The organism is Dietzia sp. 111N12-1, assembly GCF_001658045.1.
Classification (GTDB): Bacteria; Actinomycetota; Actinomycetes; order Mycobacteriales; family Mycobacteriaceae; genus Dietzia; species Dietzia kunjamensis.
The window spans coordinates 16,827-37,329 of sequence record NZ_LSSV01000093.1 but is presented as its reverse complement, the minus strand read 5'-3'; the positions used below and the strand labels follow the sequence as shown (position 1 = coordinate 37,329).

Annotated in this window: 17 protein-coding genes and 1 pseudogene; 12 read left to right on the top strand and 6 right to left on the bottom strand. The window is 72.0% G+C overall.

Annotation, left to right across the window (positions count from 1 at the left end; genetic code table 11):
- Nucleotides 1-37 precede the first annotated feature (37 nt).
- Nucleotides 38-1,108, top strand: a complete 1,071-nt coding sequence (locus tag AYO52_RS16205) for a ComEA family DNA-binding protein (RefSeq protein ID WP_082924101.1) — start codon at nucleotides 38-40, stop codon at nucleotides 1,106-1,108.
- A complete protein-coding gene (locus tag AYO52_RS16200) occupies nucleotides 1,105-2,550 on the top strand; it encodes a ComEC/Rec2 family competence protein (RefSeq protein WP_082924100.1) in 1,446 nt (481 codons plus the stop codon). Before AYO52_RS16205 ends, AYO52_RS16200 begins: the two co-directional genes overlap by 4 nt.
- Here AYO52_RS16200 and AYO52_RS16195 read toward each other — a convergent pair.
- The 3 genes from AYO52_RS16195 to AYO52_RS16185 form a co-directional block, all read right to left on the bottom strand.
- Nucleotides 2,537-4,192, bottom strand: coding sequence for an ATP-dependent DNA helicase RecQ (locus AYO52_RS16195; RefSeq protein WP_067719674.1), 1,656 nt, complete (start codon nucleotides 4,190-4,192; stop codon nucleotides 2,537-2,539). The two genes, AYO52_RS16200 and AYO52_RS16195, sit on opposite strands and share 14 nt — an antisense overlap.
- A 132-nt stretch (nucleotides 4,193-4,324) precedes the next feature.
- Nucleotides 4,325-4,882 (bottom strand): NTP transferase domain-containing protein, encoded by a 558-nt coding sequence (locus AYO52_RS16190; RefSeq protein WP_067719671.1) that lies wholly within the window; start codon nucleotides 4,880-4,882, stop codon nucleotides 4,325-4,327.
- Between the two features lie 100 nt (nucleotides 4,883-4,982).
- A complete protein-coding gene (locus AYO52_RS16185; protein WP_067719668.1) occupies nucleotides 4,983-5,906 on the bottom strand; it encodes an SDR family oxidoreductase in 924 nt (307 codons plus the stop codon).
- Between the two features lie 215 nt (nucleotides 5,907-6,121).
- Here AYO52_RS16185 and holA point away from each other — a divergent pair, with 215 nt between their 5' ends.
- Nucleotides 6,122-7,099: a DNA polymerase III subunit delta gene (holA, locus tag AYO52_RS16180; RefSeq protein WP_067719666.1), complete on the top strand. Its 978-nt coding sequence runs from the start codon at nucleotides 6,122-6,124 to the stop codon at nucleotides 7,097-7,099.
- 218 nt (nucleotides 7,100-7,317) lie between these two features.
- Here the strand turns inward: holA and rpsT are convergent, their stop codons facing one another.
- Nucleotides 7,318-7,578 (bottom strand): 30S ribosomal protein S20, encoded by a 261-nt coding sequence (gene rpsT, locus AYO52_RS16175; RefSeq protein WP_067719663.1) that lies wholly within the window; start codon nucleotides 7,576-7,578, stop codon nucleotides 7,318-7,320.
- Nucleotides 7,579-7,777: 199 nt separating this feature from the next.
- The gene (locus AYO52_RS16170; protein WP_067719660.1) at nucleotides 7,778-8,326 is read right to left on the bottom strand and encodes a type II toxin-antitoxin system PemK/MazF family toxin; all 549 of its coding nucleotides are present in this window, start codon (nucleotides 8,324-8,326) and stop codon (nucleotides 7,778-7,780) included.
- Nucleotides 8,327-8,358: 32 nt separating this feature from the next.
- Between AYO52_RS16170 and AYO52_RS16165 the strand changes: the two genes are divergently transcribed.
- On the top strand, nucleotides 8,359-9,084 hold the full coding sequence (locus AYO52_RS16165; protein ID WP_067719657.1) for an EthD domain-containing protein: 726 nt from the start codon (nucleotides 8,359-8,361) through the stop codon (nucleotides 9,082-9,084).
- 57 nt (nucleotides 9,085-9,141) lie between these two features.
- On the top strand, nucleotides 9,142-11,001 hold the full coding sequence (gene lepA / locus AYO52_RS16160; protein ID WP_067719655.1) for a translation elongation factor 4: 1,860 nt from the start codon (nucleotides 9,142-9,144) through the stop codon (nucleotides 10,999-11,001).
- Between the two features lie 43 nt (nucleotides 11,002-11,044).
- Here the strand turns inward: lepA and AYO52_RS16155 are convergent, their stop codons facing one another.
- Nucleotides 11,045-11,557, bottom strand: a complete 513-nt coding sequence (locus tag AYO52_RS16155) for a CGNR zinc finger domain-containing protein (RefSeq protein WP_067719652.1) — start codon at nucleotides 11,555-11,557, stop codon at nucleotides 11,045-11,047.
- Between the two features lie 26 nt (nucleotides 11,558-11,583).
- On the opposite strand from AYO52_RS16155, the gene AYO52_RS16150 reads away from it, so the two are divergent.
- From AYO52_RS16150 to dnaJ, 7 genes and pseudogenes are all read left to right on the top strand, one after another.
- Complete coding sequence (locus AYO52_RS16150; RefSeq protein ID WP_082924114.1) at nucleotides 11,584-12,405, top strand: TSUP family transporter; 822 nt, start codon at nucleotides 11,584-11,586, stop codon at nucleotides 12,403-12,405.
- 57 nt (nucleotides 12,406-12,462) lie between these two features.
- Entirely contained in the window at nucleotides 12,463-14,571 is a 2,109-nt protein-coding gene (locus AYO52_RS16145) for a M3 family metallopeptidase (protein WP_067719649.1), read from the top strand.
- Nucleotides 14,572-14,580: 9 nt separating this feature from the next.
- Nucleotides 14,581-14,790, top strand: coding sequence for a hypothetical protein (locus AYO52_RS16140; protein ID WP_067719646.1), 210 nt, complete (start codon nucleotides 14,581-14,583; stop codon nucleotides 14,788-14,790).
- Nucleotides 14,791-14,958: 168 nt separating this feature from the next.
- Nucleotides 14,959-16,347 (top strand): annotated as a pseudogene (locus AYO52_RS16135) (wax ester/triacylglycerol synthase family O-acyltransferase); the annotation flags it as partial.
- Between the two features lie 644 nt (nucleotides 16,348-16,991).
- On the top strand, nucleotides 16,992-18,179 hold the full coding sequence (gene hemW, locus AYO52_RS16130; protein WP_253702270.1) for a radical SAM family heme chaperone HemW: 1,188 nt from the start codon (nucleotides 16,992-16,994) through the stop codon (nucleotides 18,177-18,179).
- A gap of 57 nt (nucleotides 18,180-18,236) precedes the next feature.
- Complete coding sequence (hrcA, locus tag AYO52_RS16125) at nucleotides 18,237-19,277, top strand: heat-inducible transcriptional repressor HrcA (protein ID WP_067719640.1); 1,041 nt, start codon at nucleotides 18,237-18,239, stop codon at nucleotides 19,275-19,277.
- Between the two features lie 53 nt (nucleotides 19,278-19,330).
- Nucleotides 19,331-20,497: a molecular chaperone DnaJ gene (gene dnaJ, locus AYO52_RS16120; RefSeq protein ID WP_067719637.1), complete on the top strand. Its 1,167-nt coding sequence runs from the start codon at nucleotides 19,331-19,333 to the stop codon at nucleotides 20,495-20,497.
- Nucleotides 20,498-20,503: the final 6 nt, after the last annotated feature.

The following is a 20,503-nucleotide window of genomic DNA, read 5'->3' as shown; positions in this document are numbered from 1 at the left end:
GGCCACCGCGGGGGATGTGCCGGGCTAGCTTCGCGCCATGCGAACCGAGACCCCGGCACGATCCGGCGGCCCCGTCGACTCCCATCGGGACCCTGCGCGGGCGGCCGCCCTGCACCGACTCGCCAGCGCACTCTCGCCGCCGGACGCCGACCGTCCTGCCGCGGTCGATCATCGTCCGGCCCCGGGCGACGCCCCTCCGGCAACCGGTGGTGGGCCCGGCCGGCCGGCCGCGGTGCCGTGGGCCGACCTCGACCCCGCGGGTGACCGGCCGGAGCGGATCCCGCCGCAGTACCCGGATGCGACCGCCTGGGCCGACCCGCCGTGGTGGGGTCGCATCCGGTGGGCGCCCGACCGGCTCGCCGGGATCGCCCTGGTGATGCTCGTGCTGGGTCTCGGTGCGTTCTCCGTGCACCGTCTGATCTCGTCCGTCCCCGAGGGGCCTGCGGTGCCCGACCTCCCGTTGGCGCAGGTGGGGGAGCCTGTCGCCGATCCCGCCGATCCCGCCGACGCGGCCACTGACGAGGGCGGCGCCTCGACCCGGCCCGCCCCGCCGTCCCCGGGGTCGGGGAGCGGGGAAGCGGGTACCGCCGGGGAACCGCTCGTCGTCTCCGTCGTCGGGCTGGTCGGCCGCAGCGGACTGGTCACCCTCGCGCCCGGCGCGCGCGTCGCCGACGCGCTCGACAGCGCGGGGGGTGTCCTGGAGGGCGGGGACCGGGACGGGCTCAACCTGGCGCGTAAGGTCTCCGACGGCGAACAGATCCTCGTCGGGTCGGCCCCCGGCCCGGACGGGTCGGGAGGCCCGCGCAGCGACATCATCGGACCGGGCCCCGGCCCGGGGCCGGGTTCTGGTGCGGGGCCGGGAACGGCGGGGACCGGCGCGCCAGCGGGCGGCCCACCGGATCCGGGAGGAGGTGGGGGTCTGGTCGATCTCAACACCGCCGACGCGGCGGCACTCGAGTCGTTGCCCGGCGTGGGGCCGGTGACCGCGTCGTCGATCCTGGCGTGGCGGGCCGCGAACGGGTCGTTTTCCAGCGTGGACCAGCTGGTGGAGGTCGACGGTATCGGGCCGGCGACCCTGGCACGGCTCCGGCCGCTGGTCACGGTGTGAGCGACCCGGTCGACACGTCACGGCGCCGGATCCCTGCGGCGCGGGATCTGCGGTTGGTCGTGCCGACGCTCGCGGTGTTCGCGGCCACGGCCGCGACGGGCGTGGTCCGCCCGGCTCTCGCCGCCGCCGTCGCGGTGGTGTTGGCGGCGGCCGCGGTGGTCGCCGCGCTGTGGTCCGTCGGCGGGTCGACCGGTTCCGGGCACGGGGTGCGTGAGCGTGTCGACCGCACCGCGCTGGGCGTCCTCGCGGTGGCGTGCGCGACGGGCGCGGTCGCGGCGGGGGTGCAGGCCGCCCGGGTGCACGCCCTGTCCGCGCACCCGCTGAACGATCTGGTGGGCGCACGGACAGGGGTACAGGCGGTGGTGACCGGGTTCGACCGGCCGATCCGCGGCGGCGGGGTGATGGTGCCGGTCCGGGTGGAGTCCACCGGGTCGGGGAGCTCGGCGCGCGAGGCCGAACTCGACGTGGTGCTGCTGGCCCGCGACGGCTGGCGGGGGCTCCCGCCGGGGACCCGGGTGGAGGCATCGGTGGCGGTGGTGGAGCCGCGGTCCGCGGGAGAACCACCCGCACTCCGGGCGCTGGCCCCGCCCCGCGTGACGGGCCCACCCGGATGGTCCGGACGGATCCCGGCGGCGGTGCGGGAGCGGCTCCGGCAGGTCTCCGGCCGCGCACTCGAGGGAGAGGCCGCGGGGCTGCTCCCCTCCTTCGTCCTGGGCGACGAGGGAGGGGTCTCCGCCCGGACCCGGGACGAGTTCCGGGCGGCGGGGCTGGCGCATCTCGCCGCGGTCTCGGGCGCCAACACCACCTACGTCGTGGGGGCGGTCCTGCTCGCCGCGGCGGCCCTCGGGGTGGGGCGACGCGGGCGGATCGTGGCGGCAGGACTCGCCCTGGCCGGGTTCGTGGCCGTGGTCGGCCCGGAGCCGGCGGTTCTGCGGGCCGCCGGCACCGGGGCCATCGGTCTGGCGGCGCTGGGCGCCCACCGCACCGGCCGCCCGCTGGCCGCCCTGGCGGCGGTGGTCCTCGTCGTCGCCCTCCTCGATCCCGCCACCGCCACCGGGACGGGCTTCGTCCTGTCCGTCACCGCGACCGCCGCTCTCGTTCTGGCCGCGAGGCCGGTGGCCCAGCGGATCCGTCGACCGTGGATGCCCGGCCCGGTCGCCGACATCCTGGCGGTCTGCGTCGTCGCCCACCTGGCGACGCTTCCGGTGCTCGTGGCCTCGGGACTGGGCCAGGGACCGTGGGCACTGCCCGCGAACATCGCCGTCGCCCCGGCCGTCCCGTTGGTCACCGTGCTCGGTACGGCGGCGGCCGCGCTCGGTCCGGCGTGGGAGGGCGGTGCGGTCCTGCTCGCCGCGGCCTGCGCGCCCGCACTGTGGTGGCTCGAGACCGTCGCCGGAATCGCTGCCGGGCTGCCGGGCTCGCCACCCGTCATGCCCGGGTGAGAAGCTCCTGGTCGCGCACCAGGTCGAGCGACAGCGTCCGGTAGCCCTGTTCTTCGAAGAACACGGTGAGCCGGTCGTCGTCGACGCTCATGACGATCCCGGATCCCCACTCGCGGTGCACGACCGCGGACTGCAGGGGGAAGTCCGCCGCGTCGTGGGTGAGGTCGACCGCGGTGCCGGCGTCGCAGTTGTCGCAGTTCCCGCACGGGTCCGCGAGCTCCTCGCCGAAGTAGCCGAGCAGGAACTGGCGCCGGCATCCGTCGGTCTCGGCGTATCCGCGCATCATCCCGATCCGCGAGCGATCGATCCGCTCGAACATCTCCGAGGTCTCCTCGGCCCGGCGGACCGCCTCCTTGGGCCGCACGTCGTCGACGAGTTCCAGCCCCTTCCGGCCGGACTCGACGAGGGCCGCCGCCTCGAGCAGGTTGACGGCGCCCGTGACGCGCCTCGGGCCGAAGTCGAGGGACTTCTTCAACCGGCTCAGCCGTACCGGGCCGTCGGCGCGACGCAGGTGCTTGATGACCGCGCGGATGACCTCCTCGTCGGCACTGTGCGACGAGAAGAAGCTGCGCAGACCGAGGTCCTCGCTGCGGTAGTGGAGTTCGATGGTCGCCGGCTCGCGGTCGCGTCCGGCCCGTCCCGCCTCCTGGTAGTACGTGTCGAGCGAGTCGGGGATGTCGGCGTGCAGGACGAACCGCACGTCCTCCTTGTCGATCCCCATCCCGAACGCGCTCGTCGCCACCACCACGTCGAGGTCACCGTCGAGGAAGGAGCCCAGCGTCTCCTCACGGTCGGCCGACTTCTGCCCGGCGTGGTAGGCACGGACCCTCAGTGGGCGATCCGAGTCGGCCGCTCGTGCGGCGATCCGCTCGGCGTACTCCTCGGTGGACCGGCGGGTGGCGGTGTAGACCAGGCCGGGGCCGGCGAGTTCGACGGCCCGCTCCACGACCGCGTCCTTTTTGCCGTCGTCCTCGACGTGCCTTCTCACCGCGAGGTGCAGCTCCGACCGGTCGAACCCGCCGGCCAGCACCAGGGCGTCGGTCATGGCGAGTCGGTCGACGATCTCCTCGCGGACCGGGGTCGAGGCGGTGGCGGTGAGCGCGATGACGGTGGGGGACCCCATCCGGTGGCGGGCGGCGTCCAGCCGCAGGTAGTCGGGCCGGAAGTCGTGGCCCCAGGCGGAGACGCAGTGCGCCTCGTCGACCACGAGGAAGCTCGGCCCGGCCGCACGGATCCGTTCGAGGACCTCGCGTTTGGCCAGCTGCTCGGGGGTGAGGAACACGAAGTGGACGCGCCCCGCGACGACCTCGTCCCAGGCCTCCGCCTGCTGTCGCACGCCCATCGAGGAATTGATCGCCAGCGACCGGGTGGGCGCGGAGTCCGCCATCGAGTTCAGCCCCTCGCACTGGTCGCTCTGCAACGCGATGAGCGGAGAGACCACCACACACGGCCCGTCCGCCATGATCCCGGCGAGCTGGTAGATGGCCGATTTGCCGTAGCCGGTGGGCAGCACCGCCAGCACGTCGCGACCACCCACCGCCGCCTCGATCGCCTCGGCCTGCAGCGGGCGCAGGTCGTCCCAGCCGAAGACGCGGCGCGCCACCTCGTGGGGATCGGTGGCCTCGGCCCGGGTCGTCGTCACGTGTGCGTCCTCTCGAGTCGCGGTCGGGCTGCCCGCGGTGGGATGGTCCCGGATCGTCGAGCGTAAGCGCACCAGGCGGGGTGGTCCCACCGGACGCGCCCCCGGCTGGTCGTGCTCGCACCCACCGGCCGCTCAACCGTCCCGGGGTGGGCCGTCGGGGGCATCCAGGTCGCCGGGGTGGTCGATGTCGCGCGGTGACCCGGTGTCGTCGCACGGCACCTCGGTCACGAGGTGGGGGTGTGCCCGCAGGTAGTGACGGGCGCCCGCGTCTCCGGCCGCCGTGGCGATGATCCCGGGGAGGTGTGGCGCACCGAGGAGGACCGGGTGCGCACGGGTCCCGCCGTAGGTGGCGACCGCCAGTGACGCCTCGGCGGCGAGGACCCGGCGGACCGACTCCGGTCCCAGCCACGGCATGTCGACGGGGACCACCACCACGTCCTCGTCCCCGACCGCGGTGAGCCCGACGCGCAAGGAGGAGCCCATGCCGGTGGGCCAGTCCGGGTTGTGCGCCACCTCGGCGCCGGGCACCTCCAGCTCGACCGCGCCGCTGACCACCACAACCCGGTCGCAACCGCCCGCGTGGAGAAGGGACACCGCGCGGTCCACCAGGCGGACACCGCGGAAGTCGACGAGGGCCTTGGGGCCACCGAACCGTCTGCCGGCGCCCGCTGCCAGGACCAGGCCGGTCATCGGGGCGCGGACGCGTCGAGGCCGGTACCGGGCCCACCGTCCCGGCGCCGACGGCACACGACCTCGAGCAGCAGATCCACGTGTCCAGTATCCCCGACGGCTAGGGCGTCGGCATGCCGCCGGTCACCGCGAGCGTCTCGCCGATCACGTAGCTGGACTCGGGCGAGGCGAGGAACACGTAGGCGGGTGCCAACTCGGTGGGCTGCCCGGCACGGCCGAGCGGGGTGGAGTGCCCGAACTCGGGCAGCTCGTCCTTGGGTTGCCCGTCCGACACCTGTAGAGGTGTCCAGATGGGGCCGGGTGCCACGGCGTTCACCCGGATGCCCTTGGGGGCGAGCTGCTGGGCCAGCCCCTTGGTGAAGTTGTTGATCGCGGCCTTGGTGGACGCGTAGTCCAGCAGGTTCGGCGGCGCCATGTAGGCGACCACGGAGGTCGTGTTGATGATCGTGGACCCGGGCTCCAGATGGCGCAACGCGGCCCTGGTCACCCGGAACATCCCCACGATGTTGACCTCGAAGGTGTCGGTGAGCTGCTCGTCGGGCAGGTCCTCGAGCGCGGGTGCGACGACCTGCTTGCCGGCGTTGTTGACGAGGATGTCGAGGCCTCCGAGCCGCTTGACGGCGGTGTCGGCGAGGCTCTCGCAGAACGCGCGGTCGGTGAGGTCGCCGGGGATGAGCGCGGCGGTGCGGCCCTCGCGTTCGATGATCTCGGCGACGGCACGGGCGTCGGGCTCCTCGTCGGGCAGGTGGTGGATGGCCACGTCGGCGCCCTCGCGGGCGAAGGCGATCGCCACCGCGGCCCCGATGCCCGAGTCGCCGCCGGTGATGAGCGCCCTGCGGCCGGTGAGCCGGCCGGTGCCGCGGTAGGAGTGCTCGCCGAGGTCCGCCTTGGGTTCGAGCCGCGCGTCGAGTCCCGGCTCGTCCTGGTGCTGGACCGGCGGTTCGATGGAGGGGTAGCGGGTCGCCGGGTTCTGGAACGTCAGCTGGTCGGTCGTCTCGGTGTCGGCGTCCTGGTTCTCGCTCACGTCGTTCCCTTCGATGCTCGGACACCGCGCATGGTGGCGCTCCGCGTCGGCGTCGCTCGGTCGGACTGGCTCGTGGCCCCGAAAATACGTCGGGGAGCGGGCGGGGTCGACCGGTCGGGGCGCGGTGGTGGTGCGGGCCTGTCGGCGCGGCGTGGCACGATGACTGGGATAGACGACAACGACGACACCAACAACGACGACGACGAGGAGCGCAGATGGCACCGGGGTCCGCACCGGCTGTGTTGCACCTGGTGCTGGGCGAGGACGAGTTCCTCACCGAACGCGCCACCACGGGCGTCGTCTCGACGGTGCGTGCGACGACCCCGGCCGGGCAGGACCCGCCGGTGGTCTCGAGGCTCGGTGGGCCCGAGGTCACCGCCCCGCAGCTGTTCGAACTGCTCTCGCCGTCCCTGTTCGGTGAAGCCCGCATCGTGGTGATCACCGGCGCGGCGGAGCTCGGCAAGGACGCCCAGTCCGCGGTGCTCGGCGCGGCCCGTGATCTGCCCCCCGAGACGGTTCTGGTCGTCCAGCACACCGGTGGCGGCCGCGCCAAGGCCCTGGTGGCGGACCTGCGCAAGGCGGGGGCCGAGGAACACGCGGCCGGCAAGCTCACCCGGCACATGGACGTGGTCGGCTTCGTCCGGTCCGAGTTCCGGACACTCGACGTGAGGGTCGCGCCCGAGGCCTGCGAGGCCCTGGTGGAGGCGGTGGGCACGGACCTGCGGCAGTTGGCGTCGGCGTGCGGGCAGCTCGTGGCCGACACCGGCGGCAAGGTCGACGTGGAGGCGGTGCGGCGCTACCACTCGGGGGTCGTGGGGGTCAGCGGGTTCACCGTGGCCGAACGCGCGGTCACGGGGGACGTGGCCGGCGCGATCGAGGCACTCGAGTGGGCCATGCACACCGGCGTCCCGCATGTCGTGCTCGCGGATGCCCTGGCCGACGCGGTGAACTCCATCGCCCTGGTCGGTACCCAGCGGGGCGTGCCGCCGGCCGACCTGGCCCGGCAGGGCCTGCCGCCGTGGAAGGTCAAGAAGGTCACCGCCCAGACCCGGTACTGGTCCATCGAGACCCTGGGCAGCGCGCTGCAGGTCGTCGCCACCCTCAACGGCGAGGTCAAGGGCGGGGCGGAGGACACGTCCTACGCCCTCGAGCGCGCCGTCCGCGCGGTCGGAACGCTCGCGTCCGCCGGCTGACCGGGCCCGCACAGCGGGGACGTGAGCGGACCCGCATCGGGGACACTCCGGCCGCTCATACGACGGCCACTCATACGACGGCCACACACACGACAGCCACCCATACGACGAGGGCCCACCTCACGCACGTGGTGCGGGGTGGGCCCTCGGAGCCTCGTCACGTCAGGCGAGCAGACGTGGGGCTGGGTACCTCCCGGTCAGGGGAGGGACCGGGGTGCTCAGAGGCTGTTGACAGCCTTGGTGAGCGCCGACTTCTTGTTGGCGGCCTGGTTCGGGTGGATGACACCCTTGCTGGCGGCCTTGTCGAGCTGACGGGAGGTGGCGACGAGCAGGGCGCCGGCCTTCTCCTTGTCACCGGCCGCGGTGGCCTCACGCAGGCTGCGGATGGCGGTACGCAGGCCCGACTTGGTCGACTGGTTGCGGAGGCGGTTGCGCTCGTTGGTGAGGTTCCGCTTGATCTGGGACTTGATGTTGGCCACTCGTCACACCTTTTTGTCGTGTGTCGACGGCTCCACGAGGGGATCCCGCCGATCGGATGTCTTGTCGTCTCGTCCGCGCGGACACGTGCACAACGTGCTCCGGTGGACACCGACGGCCCACTTTACCAGCGGGGGTGTCACCGGCCAAAACGTGCGACGACGCCTCCGTTGATCCCCGGGCCCGGAGGGCCGCTCGTGCTCAGCGCCAGCCGTAATCGGCGCGGAGCCGATCGGCGACCGCCTCGAACTTCGGCCGCGGGCAGATCGCGCCCTCGCGGCGGATGCCCTGTTCGGGAACGTCGAGCACCCGGTCGAGGCGTACCCAGCTCGGTCGGCCCTCGGGGTCCCAGGGGCCCGATCCGAGCCCGAGCCACCCCTCGTCGTCGTCCCTGGAGTCCTGGGACGAGAGCTGGAGGCCGAGCAGGCGGTCCCCGTCGCGCCCCACCACCAGGACCGGGCGGTCCTTGCCGCGGCCGTCGTTCTCCTCGAACTCGACCCAGGTCCAGACGATCTCGCCGGGGTCGGCGTGGCCGTCGAGGTCGGGGGCGTAGGCGATCCGGCGGGCCCGGCTCGAGGTGGGGGCGGTGCCGGTGGTGGCGGGCCGTCCCCCGCCACCGACCTCCGGGGACAGGGCGGGGGAGACCCCACGGTCGTCCAGCCGCCTACGTACCTCGCGCGCGACGGTCGGTCCGTACCTGCGGCCCACGCGGACCGCCGTTCGACCCACCCGGGCCCAGTCGATAGCCATGAGCGTCAGCGTAACCGCCCTATGATCTCGACATGGACATGCTGTTGGCAGTGGTGTGGGCGGACGACGACGCCCCGGTGGATCCTGCGGACGCCGCGGGCCTGCGGGCACGGATCGCGGACGCCGTCGAGGGGCCGCTGGCCGCCCTCGGGGTGGAGGAGTACCTGCTCAACGTGCGCGACGGGGCGGTCTCGGGCGCGATGATCGACGTCCGGGTCACGCCGCGGCCGGTGCTGGCGGCGCTGCGCGCCCGCGTGCCGGTCGCCTCGGCTTCCGCGTGCGCCGACCTGCTGGAGGCACTGCGCGGGCTGGGGCCGGTGTCGGCCTGGTCGGTCACCGCCTCCGAGCCGCTGCCCGCGGCCGGACCGGGGCCGGACGGTCGGTGCGAGGGGATGGCCAACCTGGCGTTCCTGCGGCGGCCGGAGCGCATCGGCCGGGAGGAGTGGCTGCGCACCTGGCTCGAGGAGCACACGCAGGTCGCGATCGACACCCAGTCCACCACCGCCTACACCCAGCACGTGGTGGTCCGCGCGCTGACCGCCGACGCCCCGGTGATCGACGGGATCGTGGAGGAGGTCTTCCCCGCCGAGGCCGCGACGGACCTGCGGGTGTTCTTCGACGCCCGCGGTGACGACGCGCGCATGGCGGCCAACATCGAGGCCATGACCGCCTCGACCGGACGGTTCCTCGACGACGGCACGGTGGACGCCGTCCCCACGGGGCGGTACGTGATGGGAGTTCCCGGCGCGGGCGTGTGACAATGGGGTGATCGCCCGGTCGGACCGCACCCAGCCACGCCCGGGCCCGCCCGAGGAGTGATCGAGATTCCCAACTTCGCAGAGACGACGTTCACCGATCCCGCCAGGATCAGGAACTTCTGCATCATCGCCCACATCGACCACGGCAAGTCGACGCTCGCCGACCGCATGCTGCAACTCACCGGCGTGGTCGAGGAGCGGCTCATGCGCGCCCAGTACCTCGACCGGATGGACATCGAGCGCGAGCGCGGCATCACCATCAAGGCGCAGAACGTCCGCCTGCCGTGGGTGCCGCGTTCCGGCCCCCACCAGGGCGAGGAGATCGTCCTGCACATGATCGACACCCCGGGCCACGTGGACTTCACCTACGAGGTCTCCCGCGCGCTCGAGGCGTGCGAGGGTGCGATCCTGCTGGTCGACGCCGCGCAGGGCATCGAGGCCCAGACGCTGGCCAACCTCTACCTGGCCATGGAGAACGACCTCGAGATCATCCCGGTGCTCAACAAGATCGACCTGCCGGCCGCGGATCCGGACCGGTTCGCGGAGGAGATCTCCCACATCGTCGGGTGCGAGCCGGACGACGTGCTGCGGGTCTCCGGCAAGACGGGCATGGGCGTCGAGGCGCTGCTGGACAAGGTGTGCGAGAAGGTCCCCGCGCCCGTGGGCGATCCGGATGCCCCGGCCCGCGCGATGATCTTCGACTCGGTGTATGACACCTACCGCGGTGTCGTAACCTACGTCCGGGTGTTCGACGGCTCGCTCAACCCGCGCGAGAAGGTCAGGATGATGTCCACGGGCAGCACCCACGAGGCGCTCGAGGTCGGCATCATCTCGCCGGAGCCCAAAGCGACGAAGGGGCTCGGGCCCGGCGAGGTCGGTTATCTCATCACCGGCGTCAAGGACGTCCGCCAGTCCAAGGTCGGCGACACCATCACCACCGCCCGCGGCGGGGCGGAGGAGCCGCTCGCGGGGTATGCCGAGCCCAACCCGATGGTCTTCTCCGGGCTGTACCCGATCGACGGCTCCGACTACCCGGTGCTCCGTGACGCCCTGGACAAGCTCCAGCTCAACGACGCGTCGCTGGACTATGAGCCCGAGACGTCGGTCGCGCTGGGCTTCGGCTTCCGCTGCGGCTTCCTCGGGCTGTTGCACATGGAGATCACCCGGGACCGGCTGGAGCGCGAGTTCAACCTCGACCTCATCTCCACCGCCCCGAACGTGGTGTACCGCGTGGTCGCGGAGGACGGCAGCGAGCACCAGGTCACCAACCCGTCGTACTGGCCCGAGGGCAAGCACCGCGAGATCTACGAGCCGATCGTCAAGTGCACGATCATCGTGCCCAGCGAGTACGTGGGCACGGTCATGGAGCTGTGCCAGTCCAAGCGCGGCGAGATGAAGGGCATGGACTACCTGTCCGAGACCCGCGTCGAGCTCCGGTACGTCATGCCGATGGGCGAGATCATCTTCGACTTCTTCGACTCGCTCAAGTCCCGCACCAAGGGTTACGCGTCGATGGACTACGAGGAGGCCGGCGAGCAGGTCTCCGATCTGGTCAAGGTCGACATCCTGCTGCAGGGTGAGGCCGTGGACGCGTTCAGCGCGATCGTGCACCGCGACTACGCCCAGGCCTACGGCAACAAGATGACGGGCAAGCTCAAGGAGCTCATCCCGCGTCAGCAGTACGAGGTGCCGATCCAGGCGGCGATCGGCGCGAAGATCATCTCCCGTGAGAACATCCGCGCGATCCGCAAGGACGTGCTCTCCAAGTGCTACGGCGGCGATATCAGCCGTAAGCGCAAGCTGCTGGAGAAGCAGAAGGAGGGCAAGAAGCGGATGAAGTCCATCGGGCGGGTGGACGTGCCGCAGGAGGCCTTCGTCGCGGCGCTGTCGGCGGACTCTAGCGCGGACAAGAAGTAGGCCCGGCCGCAGCGCGGGTGCGATCCGCCCGGACGGCGGGGCCTCACGCCCGCGCGCGGTGTCGGCGGACGGCGCACCGGTTGGTGCACCGCGTCGAGCAGTAGGTCTTGCGTCCGTTGCGGGTGGTGTCGGCGAAGACGGCGTCGCAGTCGTCGGCGGCGCACCGCGCGAGCCGGTCGATGCCTCGCGAGGTCAGGTGGAGTGCGGTGCCCACCGCGAACATGGCGGTGAGCAGGCGGGCGAACGAGACGTCGTCGGCGCGGTAGTGCACGTGCCAGTGCCCGTCGTGGTCGGTCAGTCGCGGCGGCGCAGAGTGCTCGGCCAGGAGGGCGTTGAGGGCGTCGGCGCGCCCGTGCGGCGCGGTGGTGTCGACGACGACGAGCCACGCGTCCAGGAAGGTGTCGACCTCGTCCAGGTCCGCGTCCGAGGCGCTCCGGTCGATGGTCACCCCCGCCTCACAGCAGCGGTCCACCAGTTCGCGGGTGGTGCGGGGGCGGCGATTGGCCAGGTCGGCGGCCAGGGCGACTGGATCGGCCCCGTAAGGGTTGATATACACAAACCAATTACAGCACAGTGATCGCCATGCCCTCATCGTTCGCGGCCGTCGCCGCGTCCCCCGCACTCGGTGTGTCCGTCTGGGTGCTCGCCGCGCTCGTCCTGGCGGCGTTCGTCGCCGGGTGGGTGGACTCGGTGGTCGGCGGGGGAGGGCTCATCCAGCTGCCGGCGCTCGTCATCGCGCTGCCGGCGGAGGCCTCGACGCCGGAGATCCTCGGCACCAACAAGCTGTCCTCGGTCGCCGGCACCCTGGTCGCGACCCTGACCTATCTCCGGAAGATCCGTGTGCCGGTGGCGATGGTGCTCCCATTGGTGGTGGCGGCCTTCGCGGGATCCGCGGCCGGGTCCTCGGTGGCCCGGTTCATCCCCAAGGAGCTCCTCACGCCGATCGTCCTGGTGGCCGTCGTGGCGGTGGGCGCCTACACCTACTTCAAGCCGACCATGGGGCGGGTCCACGAGGAACGGCACACCGGCTGGTCGCGGACGTGGCGCTCGGCGCTCATCGGTGGGGTGATCGGGTTCTACGACGGGGTGCTCGGCCCGGGGACGGGGTCGTTCTTCGTCATCGCGATCGTCGCGTTCCTGGGGTTCGGGTTCCTCCAGGGCACCGTGGCGGCCAAGCTCGCCAATCTCACCACGAACATCGCCTCGATCCTGGTGTTCGGCCTCCACGGTGAACTGCTGTGGATCATCGGCGGGTGCATGGCGGTGGCCAACCTGGCCGGGGGTTTCCTCGGGGCGCGGATGGCGATGCGGCACGGCAACGAGTTCATCCGCACCGTGTTCCTCGTGGTCATCAGCATCCTGGCGGTGAGACTGGCCTGGGAGACCGCCACGCAGTGGCTGTGACCCCGGAGCCCGCCGCGGCGCGTGAGGGCGAGCGCCGGCGGACGTAGACTCCCGGGCATGACCCTTCCGACCCCCGAGGCCTCCCGTCATCCGCTGCTCGACGAGTCGCCGTTGCCGTACGGCCTGCCGGACTTCGCCGCCATCCGGGAGGAGGATCTGGAGCCGGCCATCCGGACCGCGATCGACGACCACGCGGCCGAGGTCGCCGCGATCGTCGCCAACCCGGAGCCGGCGACGGTGGACAACACCGTGGTCGCCCTCGAGCGGTCGGGCCTGGCCCTGGACCGGGTGCTGTCGGTGTTCTACGGCCTGCTCGGCCCGGACGCCACCAAGGCCCGCCTCGACGTGGACCGGGTCGTCTCGCCGCTGCTGGCCGCGCACCATTCCGCGGTGATGACCAACCCGGTCCTGTTCGGCCGGGTGGACGCGGTGCTCTCCGCGCTGGAGGCGGGGGAGTTGGAGGTGGACGACGAGACGGACCGACTCGTGCGCCGCCACCACCGTGACCTGCTGCGCGCGGGCGCCGCCCTCGACGACGCCGGCCGCGCCCGACTCACCGCCATCGACACCAGGCTGGCAGAGTTGACCACCGAGTTCGGCGAGAACCTGCTGGCCTCGACCACGGAACTGGCCGTCCCGGTCACCGACGAGGCCGAACTCGCGGGCCTGTCGGACTCCATGCGGTCCACGCTCGCGGCGGTCGCCGCCGAGTCGGGGCGAGAGGGGTGGCTGATCCCACTGGGGCTTCCCACCGTGCAGCCGATCAGCGCCCTGCTGGACGACGCCGGTCTGCGCCACCGCGTCATGGAGGCTTCACTCGGTCGGGGCGCGACGCCGGGCCACGACAACACCCCGGTCGTGCTGGAGATCGTCCGCCTACGCGCCGAGCGGGCGCGACTGCTCGGGTTGGGATGCCACGCGGAGCACGTCCTCGCGGTGGAGACCGCCGGATCGCCCGAGGCGGCTCGCGGGCTGCTGCTCGACGTGGTCGACGCGGCCGTGACCAACGCCCGCAACGAGGCCAAGGACCTGCTCGGCGGCGACGACCGCGAACTGAACCCGGCCGACTGGGCCTGGGCGTCCGAGCGGCTGCGGGCCGAGCGGTTCCGGGTCGACGACGCGACCGTCCGTCCCTACTTCGAGCTCGAGCGGGTACTGCGCGACGGGGTGATGCACGCGGCCTCCGAGCTGTACGGGCTGCGCTTTTCCGAGCGGAACGACCTGCGCGGGTTCCTCCCCGACGTCCGGGTCATCGAGGTGTTCGACGACGAACGGGCCGAGCCCGACGCCGGCGTGGGTCTCCTGCTGTTGGACTACTACGCCCGCCCGACCAAGCGCGGCGGGGCGTGGATGAGCTCGTTCCGCGACCAGTCCCGGCTCCTGGACTCGCGGCCCGTCGTCGTCAACGTCATGAACCTGGCCCGTCCCGCGGCGGGGCAGCCCACGCTGCTCACGATGGACGAGGTCACCACGATGTTCCACGAGTTCGGGCACGCCCTGCACGGGCTGCTGTCGGACGTGGAGTACCCGGTGTTCTCCGGCACCTCCGTGCCCCGCGACTTCGTCGAGTTCCCCTCCCAGGTCAACGAGATGTGGGCGCGTCGACCGGAGATGCTCGCGCACTACGCCCGGCACGTGGAGACGGGGGCACCGATCGCCGAGGACCTCGTCGAGCGGATGCGGGAGGCCGAGCGCTTCGGTGAGGGGCAGGCGACCGTGGAGTACCTCGGGGCGGCACTGCTCGACCTGGCCTGGCACTCCCTGTCGCCGGAGGAGGCCGACGCCGTCACCGACGTCGACGAGTTCGAGGCCCGCGTCCTCGCCGAGGCAGGTCTCGACGTCCCCGGCATCGAGCCGCGTTACCGGTCCCGGTACTTCCAGCACATCTTCGCGGGCGGGTACTCCGCCGCGTACTACTCCTACTTCTGGGCCGAGGTGCTCGACGCCGACGCCACCGAGTGGTTCGTCGAGAGCGGGGGCCTGAAGCGGTCCTCGGGCGAGCGGATGCGGCGCGAGGTGCTGTCCCGGGGCGGGGCCATCGACTTCCTCGACGCCTACCGCCGCATGCGGGGGTCGGAGCCGAGCACCGCCGCGCTGCTGCGTCGGCGTGGGCTCGACTCCTCGGTGGTGGGAGGCCACGGGGTCGCCACCGCCGGGCGGTCGTAGGATCGGGACGTGACGGCGTTCCTGCAGTTCTGGGACAGAGTCGAGCTCTGGCTCGCCACCCTGCCGTTCCCGTTGCAGGTGATGATCCTGCTCGTGATGGGGCTCCCGCTGTTCTTCCTCGTCGCGGTGGCGGTCGAGAAGGCCGCGGATGTCCTCGTCCACCGGTTCCGGGCGCTCGTCGCCCCGAGGACCGTCGAGACCCGGAAGGAGGTCCGTTGATGCCCCGGTCGCGTGTGACACTCGCCCTGGTCCTGCTGATCGCGCTCGTCGTGATCGCATGGGTCCTCGTAGAGGTGCTCTGACCCCCGTTCCACGGCAGGATTTCCGCGATCGCCGCGGAATTCCAACCACCGCCACGCGGCGCCGTCCGGCCGTACACTCCTCGACATGCAGCGCTTGAGTGGGCTCGATGCCAGTTTCCTCTACTTCGAGACCAGGTCCCAGCTCCTGCACGTGTGCGGGCTGATCGTCCTGGACGTCTCCGGGATGGAGGACGGGTACTCCTTCGAGGCCCTGCGAACCGAGCTCCGACGTCGGATCACCGCCATGCCACCGTTCCGGCGCAAGTTGCACGACTCGCTGCTCAACGTGGACCATCCGGTGTGGGTCGAGGCCGAGGACTTCGACATCGACCACCACCTCCACCGCGTCGGTATACCGGAGCCCGGCGGGGACCACGAGCTCGCCGAACTGTGCGCCCACCTGGGCAGTCAGCCGATCGACCGGTCGATGCCGCTGTGGCAGATGTACGTCATCGAGGGACTGCCGGACGGCCGGGTGGCGGTCTTCGCCAAGATGCACCACTCGACCGTCGACGGCGTCACCGGCGCCAACATGCTCTCGCAGCTGTGCACCCTCTCCCCGGACGAGCCGGAGCTCGACGAGGAGCTGGTCGAGGAGACCGCCGGTGGATCCGGCGCCCTGGAACTCGCCGTCGGGGGCGCTCTGTCGCGCCTGGCCACGCCGTGGCGACTCGCCTCCCTGTTGCCGGGGACGGTCGGGGTGCTCCCCTCGTGGATCAACCGCGCCCGCAAGGGACTGGCGATGCCCGCGCCGTTCACCGCCCCGCGCACCCCGTTCAACCGCACGATCACCGGACACCGGTCGATCTCCTACGCGAGCGTGGACCTGGCGGACATCAAGCGGGTCAAGAACGCGTTCGGCACCACGGTCAACGACGTGGTGCTCGCCGTCTGTTCGACCGCCCTGCGCAAGTACCTCGACGACCGGGACGCACTGCCGCGCAAGCCGCTCATCGCCATGGTCCCCATGTCGGTGCACGCCGCGGAGTCGCGCCCCGGCACCAATCGTGTCTCGGGCATGTTCATGTCCCTGGCCACCGACATCGACGACCCGGTCGGTCGGCTCGAGGCGATCCGCGACGCCAACACCGTCGCCAAGGACCACACCGACGCACTGGACGCCAACCTGCTCACCGACTGGGCGCAGTTCGCGGCACCCTCGGTGTTCGGCTCCGCGGTCCGCATGTATTCGCGACTCCGGCTGTCCGAGCGTCACCCCGTGGTGCACAACCTCGTCATCTCGAACGTGCCCGGCCCCAACTTCCCGCTGTACTTCCTCGGCGCGAAGATCGAGAAGATGCTGCCCCTGGGCCCGGTCTTCCACGGCGCAGGCCTCAACTGCACCGTGATGTCGCTGGACGGCAGTCTGCACTTCGGGTTCATCGGGTGTCGTGACCTCGTCCCGGATCCCTGGCCGTTGGCGAACGCGGTCGAGGACGCCCTGGCGGAGTTCGTGGTCGCGGCGGAGGAGCGGGAGAAGAGCGGCACCCCCACCGCCGCGCGCAAATCGGCGGGCGAGTTGGCGCAGCAGCGCAAGGAGCAGCGCAGTGCTGCCCGCCAGGCGTCCAAAGAGTCGGCGAAATCGGGGTCCAAGGCCACGACGGTGACCGGGCGCGAGCGCGCTTCGACCCGGGAGGCCACGCAGGCCGGGACCGGCGCGGACGCGGCCTTGCGGCCCGCCGCCGGAGAGGCGGGTGCCACGACGGCGCCGGCCAAGAAGGCGCCCGCGAAGAAGGCTCCGGCCAAGAAGGCTCCGGCCAAGAAGGCGGCCGCGAAGAAGGCTCCGGCCAAGAAGGCGGCCGCGAAGAAGGCCCCGGCCAAGGCGGGTTCGCAGCAGAAGCGGGCGGCGAAGCCGACGGGGTCCAAGCCGACGAAGTCCGAGCCGACGAAGTCCGAGCCGACGAGCTCCACACCCGCGGGACCGGGTACCCCCGATGATGCCGCCCAGGCACCGACCTACAGCGCGCCCGCGGCTACAGTCCTTGGCGACGACGAGATCTCGGCGACGCCGACCCCGCCGATCGAGACCCTGCCCGCCCCGGACCCGACTGGAGATGAGACCTCATCGGACACCCAGACCGGTCAGGTGTGACCGCCGCGCCCCACGACCCCGCCACCCTGGCGAGCGCGCCCCCGACCCGCGATCCGCGGGCGCCATTCGGCATCTACCTCCACGTGCCGTTCTGCTCCACCCGGTGCGGATACTGCGATTTCAACACCTACACCGCCGGCGAACTCGGCTCGGCGACCTCCCCGGTCGACTGGGAACGGGCCGCGGCCGTCGAGATCGACCGGGCCGCACAGGCCCTGGCCGCGACGGGCACGCCCCCGCAGGTCGACACGGTCTTCATCGGCGGCGGCACCCCGTCGCTGGTCGGCGCGGACGTCCTCGTGGGCCTGCTCGAGCGTATCGACTCGACCTTCGGACTGGCACCCGGTGCGGAGGTCACCACCGAGAGCAACCCGGAGTCCACCTCGCCGGAGTTCTTCGCCCGGTTGCGTGAGGGCGGGTTCACCCGCATCTCCCTGGGCATGCAGTCGACGGCCGCCCACGTTCTGCGCGTCCTCGACCGGACCCACACCCCCGGACGCCCGCAGGAGGCGGTGGCCGAGGCCCTGCGGGCCGGGTTCGAGCACGTCAACCTCGACGTCATCTACGGCACCCCGGGGGAGACGGACGACGACCTGGCGCGGACGCTCGACGCGGTCGTCGACGCCGGGGTCGACCACGTCTCCGCCTACTCGCTGATCGTGGAGGACGGTACCGCGCTGGCCCGCCGCATCCGCCGCGGTGAGATGCCGGGCACGATCGACGACGTCCTGGCCGACCGCTACGAGCAGGTGGCCGAGCGTCTGGCCCGTGCCGGGTTCCACTGGTACGAGGTCTCCAACTTCGCCACCGACTCCTCGGGATACTGCCGCCACAACATGGGTTACTGGCGCGGCGGCGACTGGTGGGGCATCGGGCCGGGCGCGCACTCGCACGTCGCCGGGGCCCGGTGGTGGAACGTCAAGCATCCCGCCCGCTACGCCGCCGAGTGCGACGCGGGCCGGCTGCCCGTGGACGGCGGGGAACTCCTCACCGACACCGACCGCCACATCGAGCGCATCATGACCGGGCTCCGCCTGGCCGAGGGGCTCGACGACGGCGCCTTCACCGCCGACGAGCGGATCCGCGCCGACACCCAGGTGGCGGCCGGACTGCTCCGGCGACGGTCGGCCGGCGATCCCGCGGGCCCCGGTTACGCGCTCACCGAGGCGGGCCGGTTGTTGGCCGACGGGGTCGTGCGCGACGTCCTCGTCTGAACCGTCGGCCCGGGGAGTGGCATAGAATCGCCACGACGAGGACAGGGAGGAGCGAGCATGTCGAGTACGGCCGATCGTAGGACCGACGTCTTACGCGCGATCGTCTCCGACTACATCGCCTCCCACGAACCGGTCGGGTCCAAGGCCCTCGTCGACCGGCACTCACTGGGCGTGTCCAGCGCCACCATCCGCAACGACATGGCCGTGCTCGAGGCCGAGGGGTTCATCGTCCAACCCCACACCAGTTCCGGTCGGGTCCCCACGGAGAAGGGCTACCGACACTTCGTCGACTCCATCGAGGAGATCACCCCACTGTCGCGCGCGGAACGCCGGGCGATCCAGGCCTTCCTCGAGGGCGCCGTCGACCTGGACGACGTCCTCCGGCGGGCCGCACGGCTGCTGTCCCAGCTCACCCGTCAGGTCGCCGTCGTCCAGTACCCGGTCCTCGGTCGCTCCACGGTGCGCCACCTCGAGGTGGTGAGCCTGAGCCCCACCCGCCTGCTGCTGGTCCTCATCACCGACACCGGCCGCGTCGACCAGCGGACGGTGGAACTGGCTGCGCCGTTGACCGACGAGCTCCTCGCGGAACTGCGGACCCTGCTGTCGGAGGCCGTCGCCGACAAACGCCTGCCCGACGCCTCCGAGGCCCTGACCTCCACGGGCGACCGGGCCCGTCCCGAGATCCGCGACGCGGTCGAGCGCTGCGTCACGGTCCTGGTCGGCACGCTCGTCGAACACCCCGACGATCGGATCGTCCTGGGCGGCACGGCCAACCTCACCCGCAGCGCCGCCGACTTCGACGGCTCCCTGCGCTCGGTCCTCGAGGCGCTCGAGGAACAGGTCGTGATCCTTCGCCTGCTCACCGCGGCCCACTCGGTGGGCCGGGGAGGGCCGGGGGGTGTCACCGTCCAGATCGGGGCGGAGACCCAGGCCGCCGAGATCCGCGGCGCCTCCGTGGTGTCCTCCCAGTACGGGGCGGAGGGCCAGACATTCGGTGGGATGGGGGTGCTCGGGCCCACACGGATGGACTACCCGGGAACAATCGCCTCGGTCGCCGCTGTTGCCCACTACGTGGGCGAGCTCATCACCGGGCGCTGACGTCCGTACGCTCCTTCCCGGAGCCAGATCTTCCTCTCGACGAAAGGCCACACGTGTCACGCGACTACTACGGGACCCTCGGGGTCGATAGGGGCGCCTCGGAATCCGAGATCAAGCGCGCCTACCGCAAGCTCGCCCGGGAGCTCCACCCCGACGTCAACCCGTCGGACGAGGCGCGTGAGAAGTTCAGTGAGATCACCGCGATCTACGAGGTGCTCACCGACCCCGAGAAGCGCCGGGTCGTCGACATGGGCGGCGACCCGCTGGACTCCTCGCCCGGCGCCGGTTACGGCGGCGGCGGCGGCTTCGGTGGTGGCTTCGGCAGCGGCGGCCTCGGTGACGTGTTCGAGGCCTTCTTCGGCGGCGGCGGGGGAGGCGGCGGCGGCCGCGGTCCGCGCAGCCGCGTGCAGCCCGGCTCGGACGCCCTCATCCGCGTGACCCTGGGCCTGGACGAGTGCGCCACCGGAGTGACCAAGGAGATCCAGGTCGACACCGCCGTGCTGTGCGAGAAGTGCCACGGCAAGGGGTCGGCCACGGACACGCCGCCGGCCACGTGTGGCATGTGTCAGGGCCAGGGCGAGATCCAGTCCGTCCAGCGGTCGCTGCTCGGCAACATCATGACCAGCCGCCCGTGCCCCACCTGCGCGGGCACCGGCGAGATCATCACCGACCCGTGCGGTGAGTGCACCGGCCAGGGCCGCGTCCGCAAGCGCCGCACCGTCTCGGCCAAGATCCCCGCCGGCGTCGGCGGCGGCATGCGCATCCGCCTGTCCGGGCAGGGTGAGGTCGGTCCCGGTGGCGGTCCCGCCGGCGACCTGTACATCGAGGTCAACGAGCGCAACCACCCGGTGTTCGTCCGCGACGGCGAGGACCTGCACTGCACCGTCCGCGTGCCCGTCGTCGACGCCATGCTGGGTGGCGAGGTCGAACTCGAGACCGTCGTGGGCGAGCCCCTGACGATCGACATCCCGTCCGGTACCCAGCCCGGTCACACCGTCACGCTGACCGGCCGTGGGATGCCCCGCGTGCGCGGCGGCGGCGCCGGCGACCTCACGGTCCACATGGAGGTCGTGGTCCCGGAGAAGCTGGACCGCAAGCGCCGCGACCTGGTCGAGCAGCTGCGCCGCCTCGACGGCGACTCGGCCGAGGTCGTCAACGAGGACACCGCCCGCCGCGGTGGCCTGTTCTCCCGCCTGCGCGACGCCGTCGCGGGGCACTGAGGCGCC

Bases quoted from the DNA above. Each gene is read 5' to 3' on its own strand.
- AYO52_RS16170 (WP_067719660.1), bottom strand. From the start codon at position 8,326: ATGGCTATCGACTGGGCCCGGGTGGGTCGAACGGCGGTCCGCGTGGGC.
- AYO52_RS16205 (WP_082924101.1), top strand. From the start codon at position 38: ATGCGAACCGAGACCCCGGCACGATCCGGCGGCCCCGTCGACTCCCAT.
- AYO52_RS16165 (WP_067719657.1), top strand. From the start codon at position 8,359: ATGGACATGCTGTTGGCAGTGGTGTGGGCGGACGACGACGCCCCGGTG.
- AYO52_RS16145 (WP_067719649.1), top strand. From the start codon at position 12,463: ATGACCCTTCCGACCCCCGAGGCCTCCCGTCATCCGCTGCTCGACGAG.
- AYO52_RS16190 (WP_067719671.1), bottom strand. From the start codon at position 4,882: ATGACCGGCCTGGTCCTGGCAGCGGGCGCCGGCAGACGGTTCGGTGGC.
- holA (WP_067719666.1), top strand. From the start codon at position 6,122: ATGGCACCGGGGTCCGCACCGGCTGTGTTGCACCTGGTGCTGGGCGAG.
- hrcA (WP_067719640.1), top strand. From the start codon at position 18,237: ATGTCGAGTACGGCCGATCGTAGGACCGACGTCTTACGCGCGATCGTC.
- AYO52_RS16150 (WP_082924114.1), top strand. From the start codon at position 11,584: ATGCCCTCATCGTTCGCGGCCGTCGCCGCGTCCCCCGCACTCGGTGTG.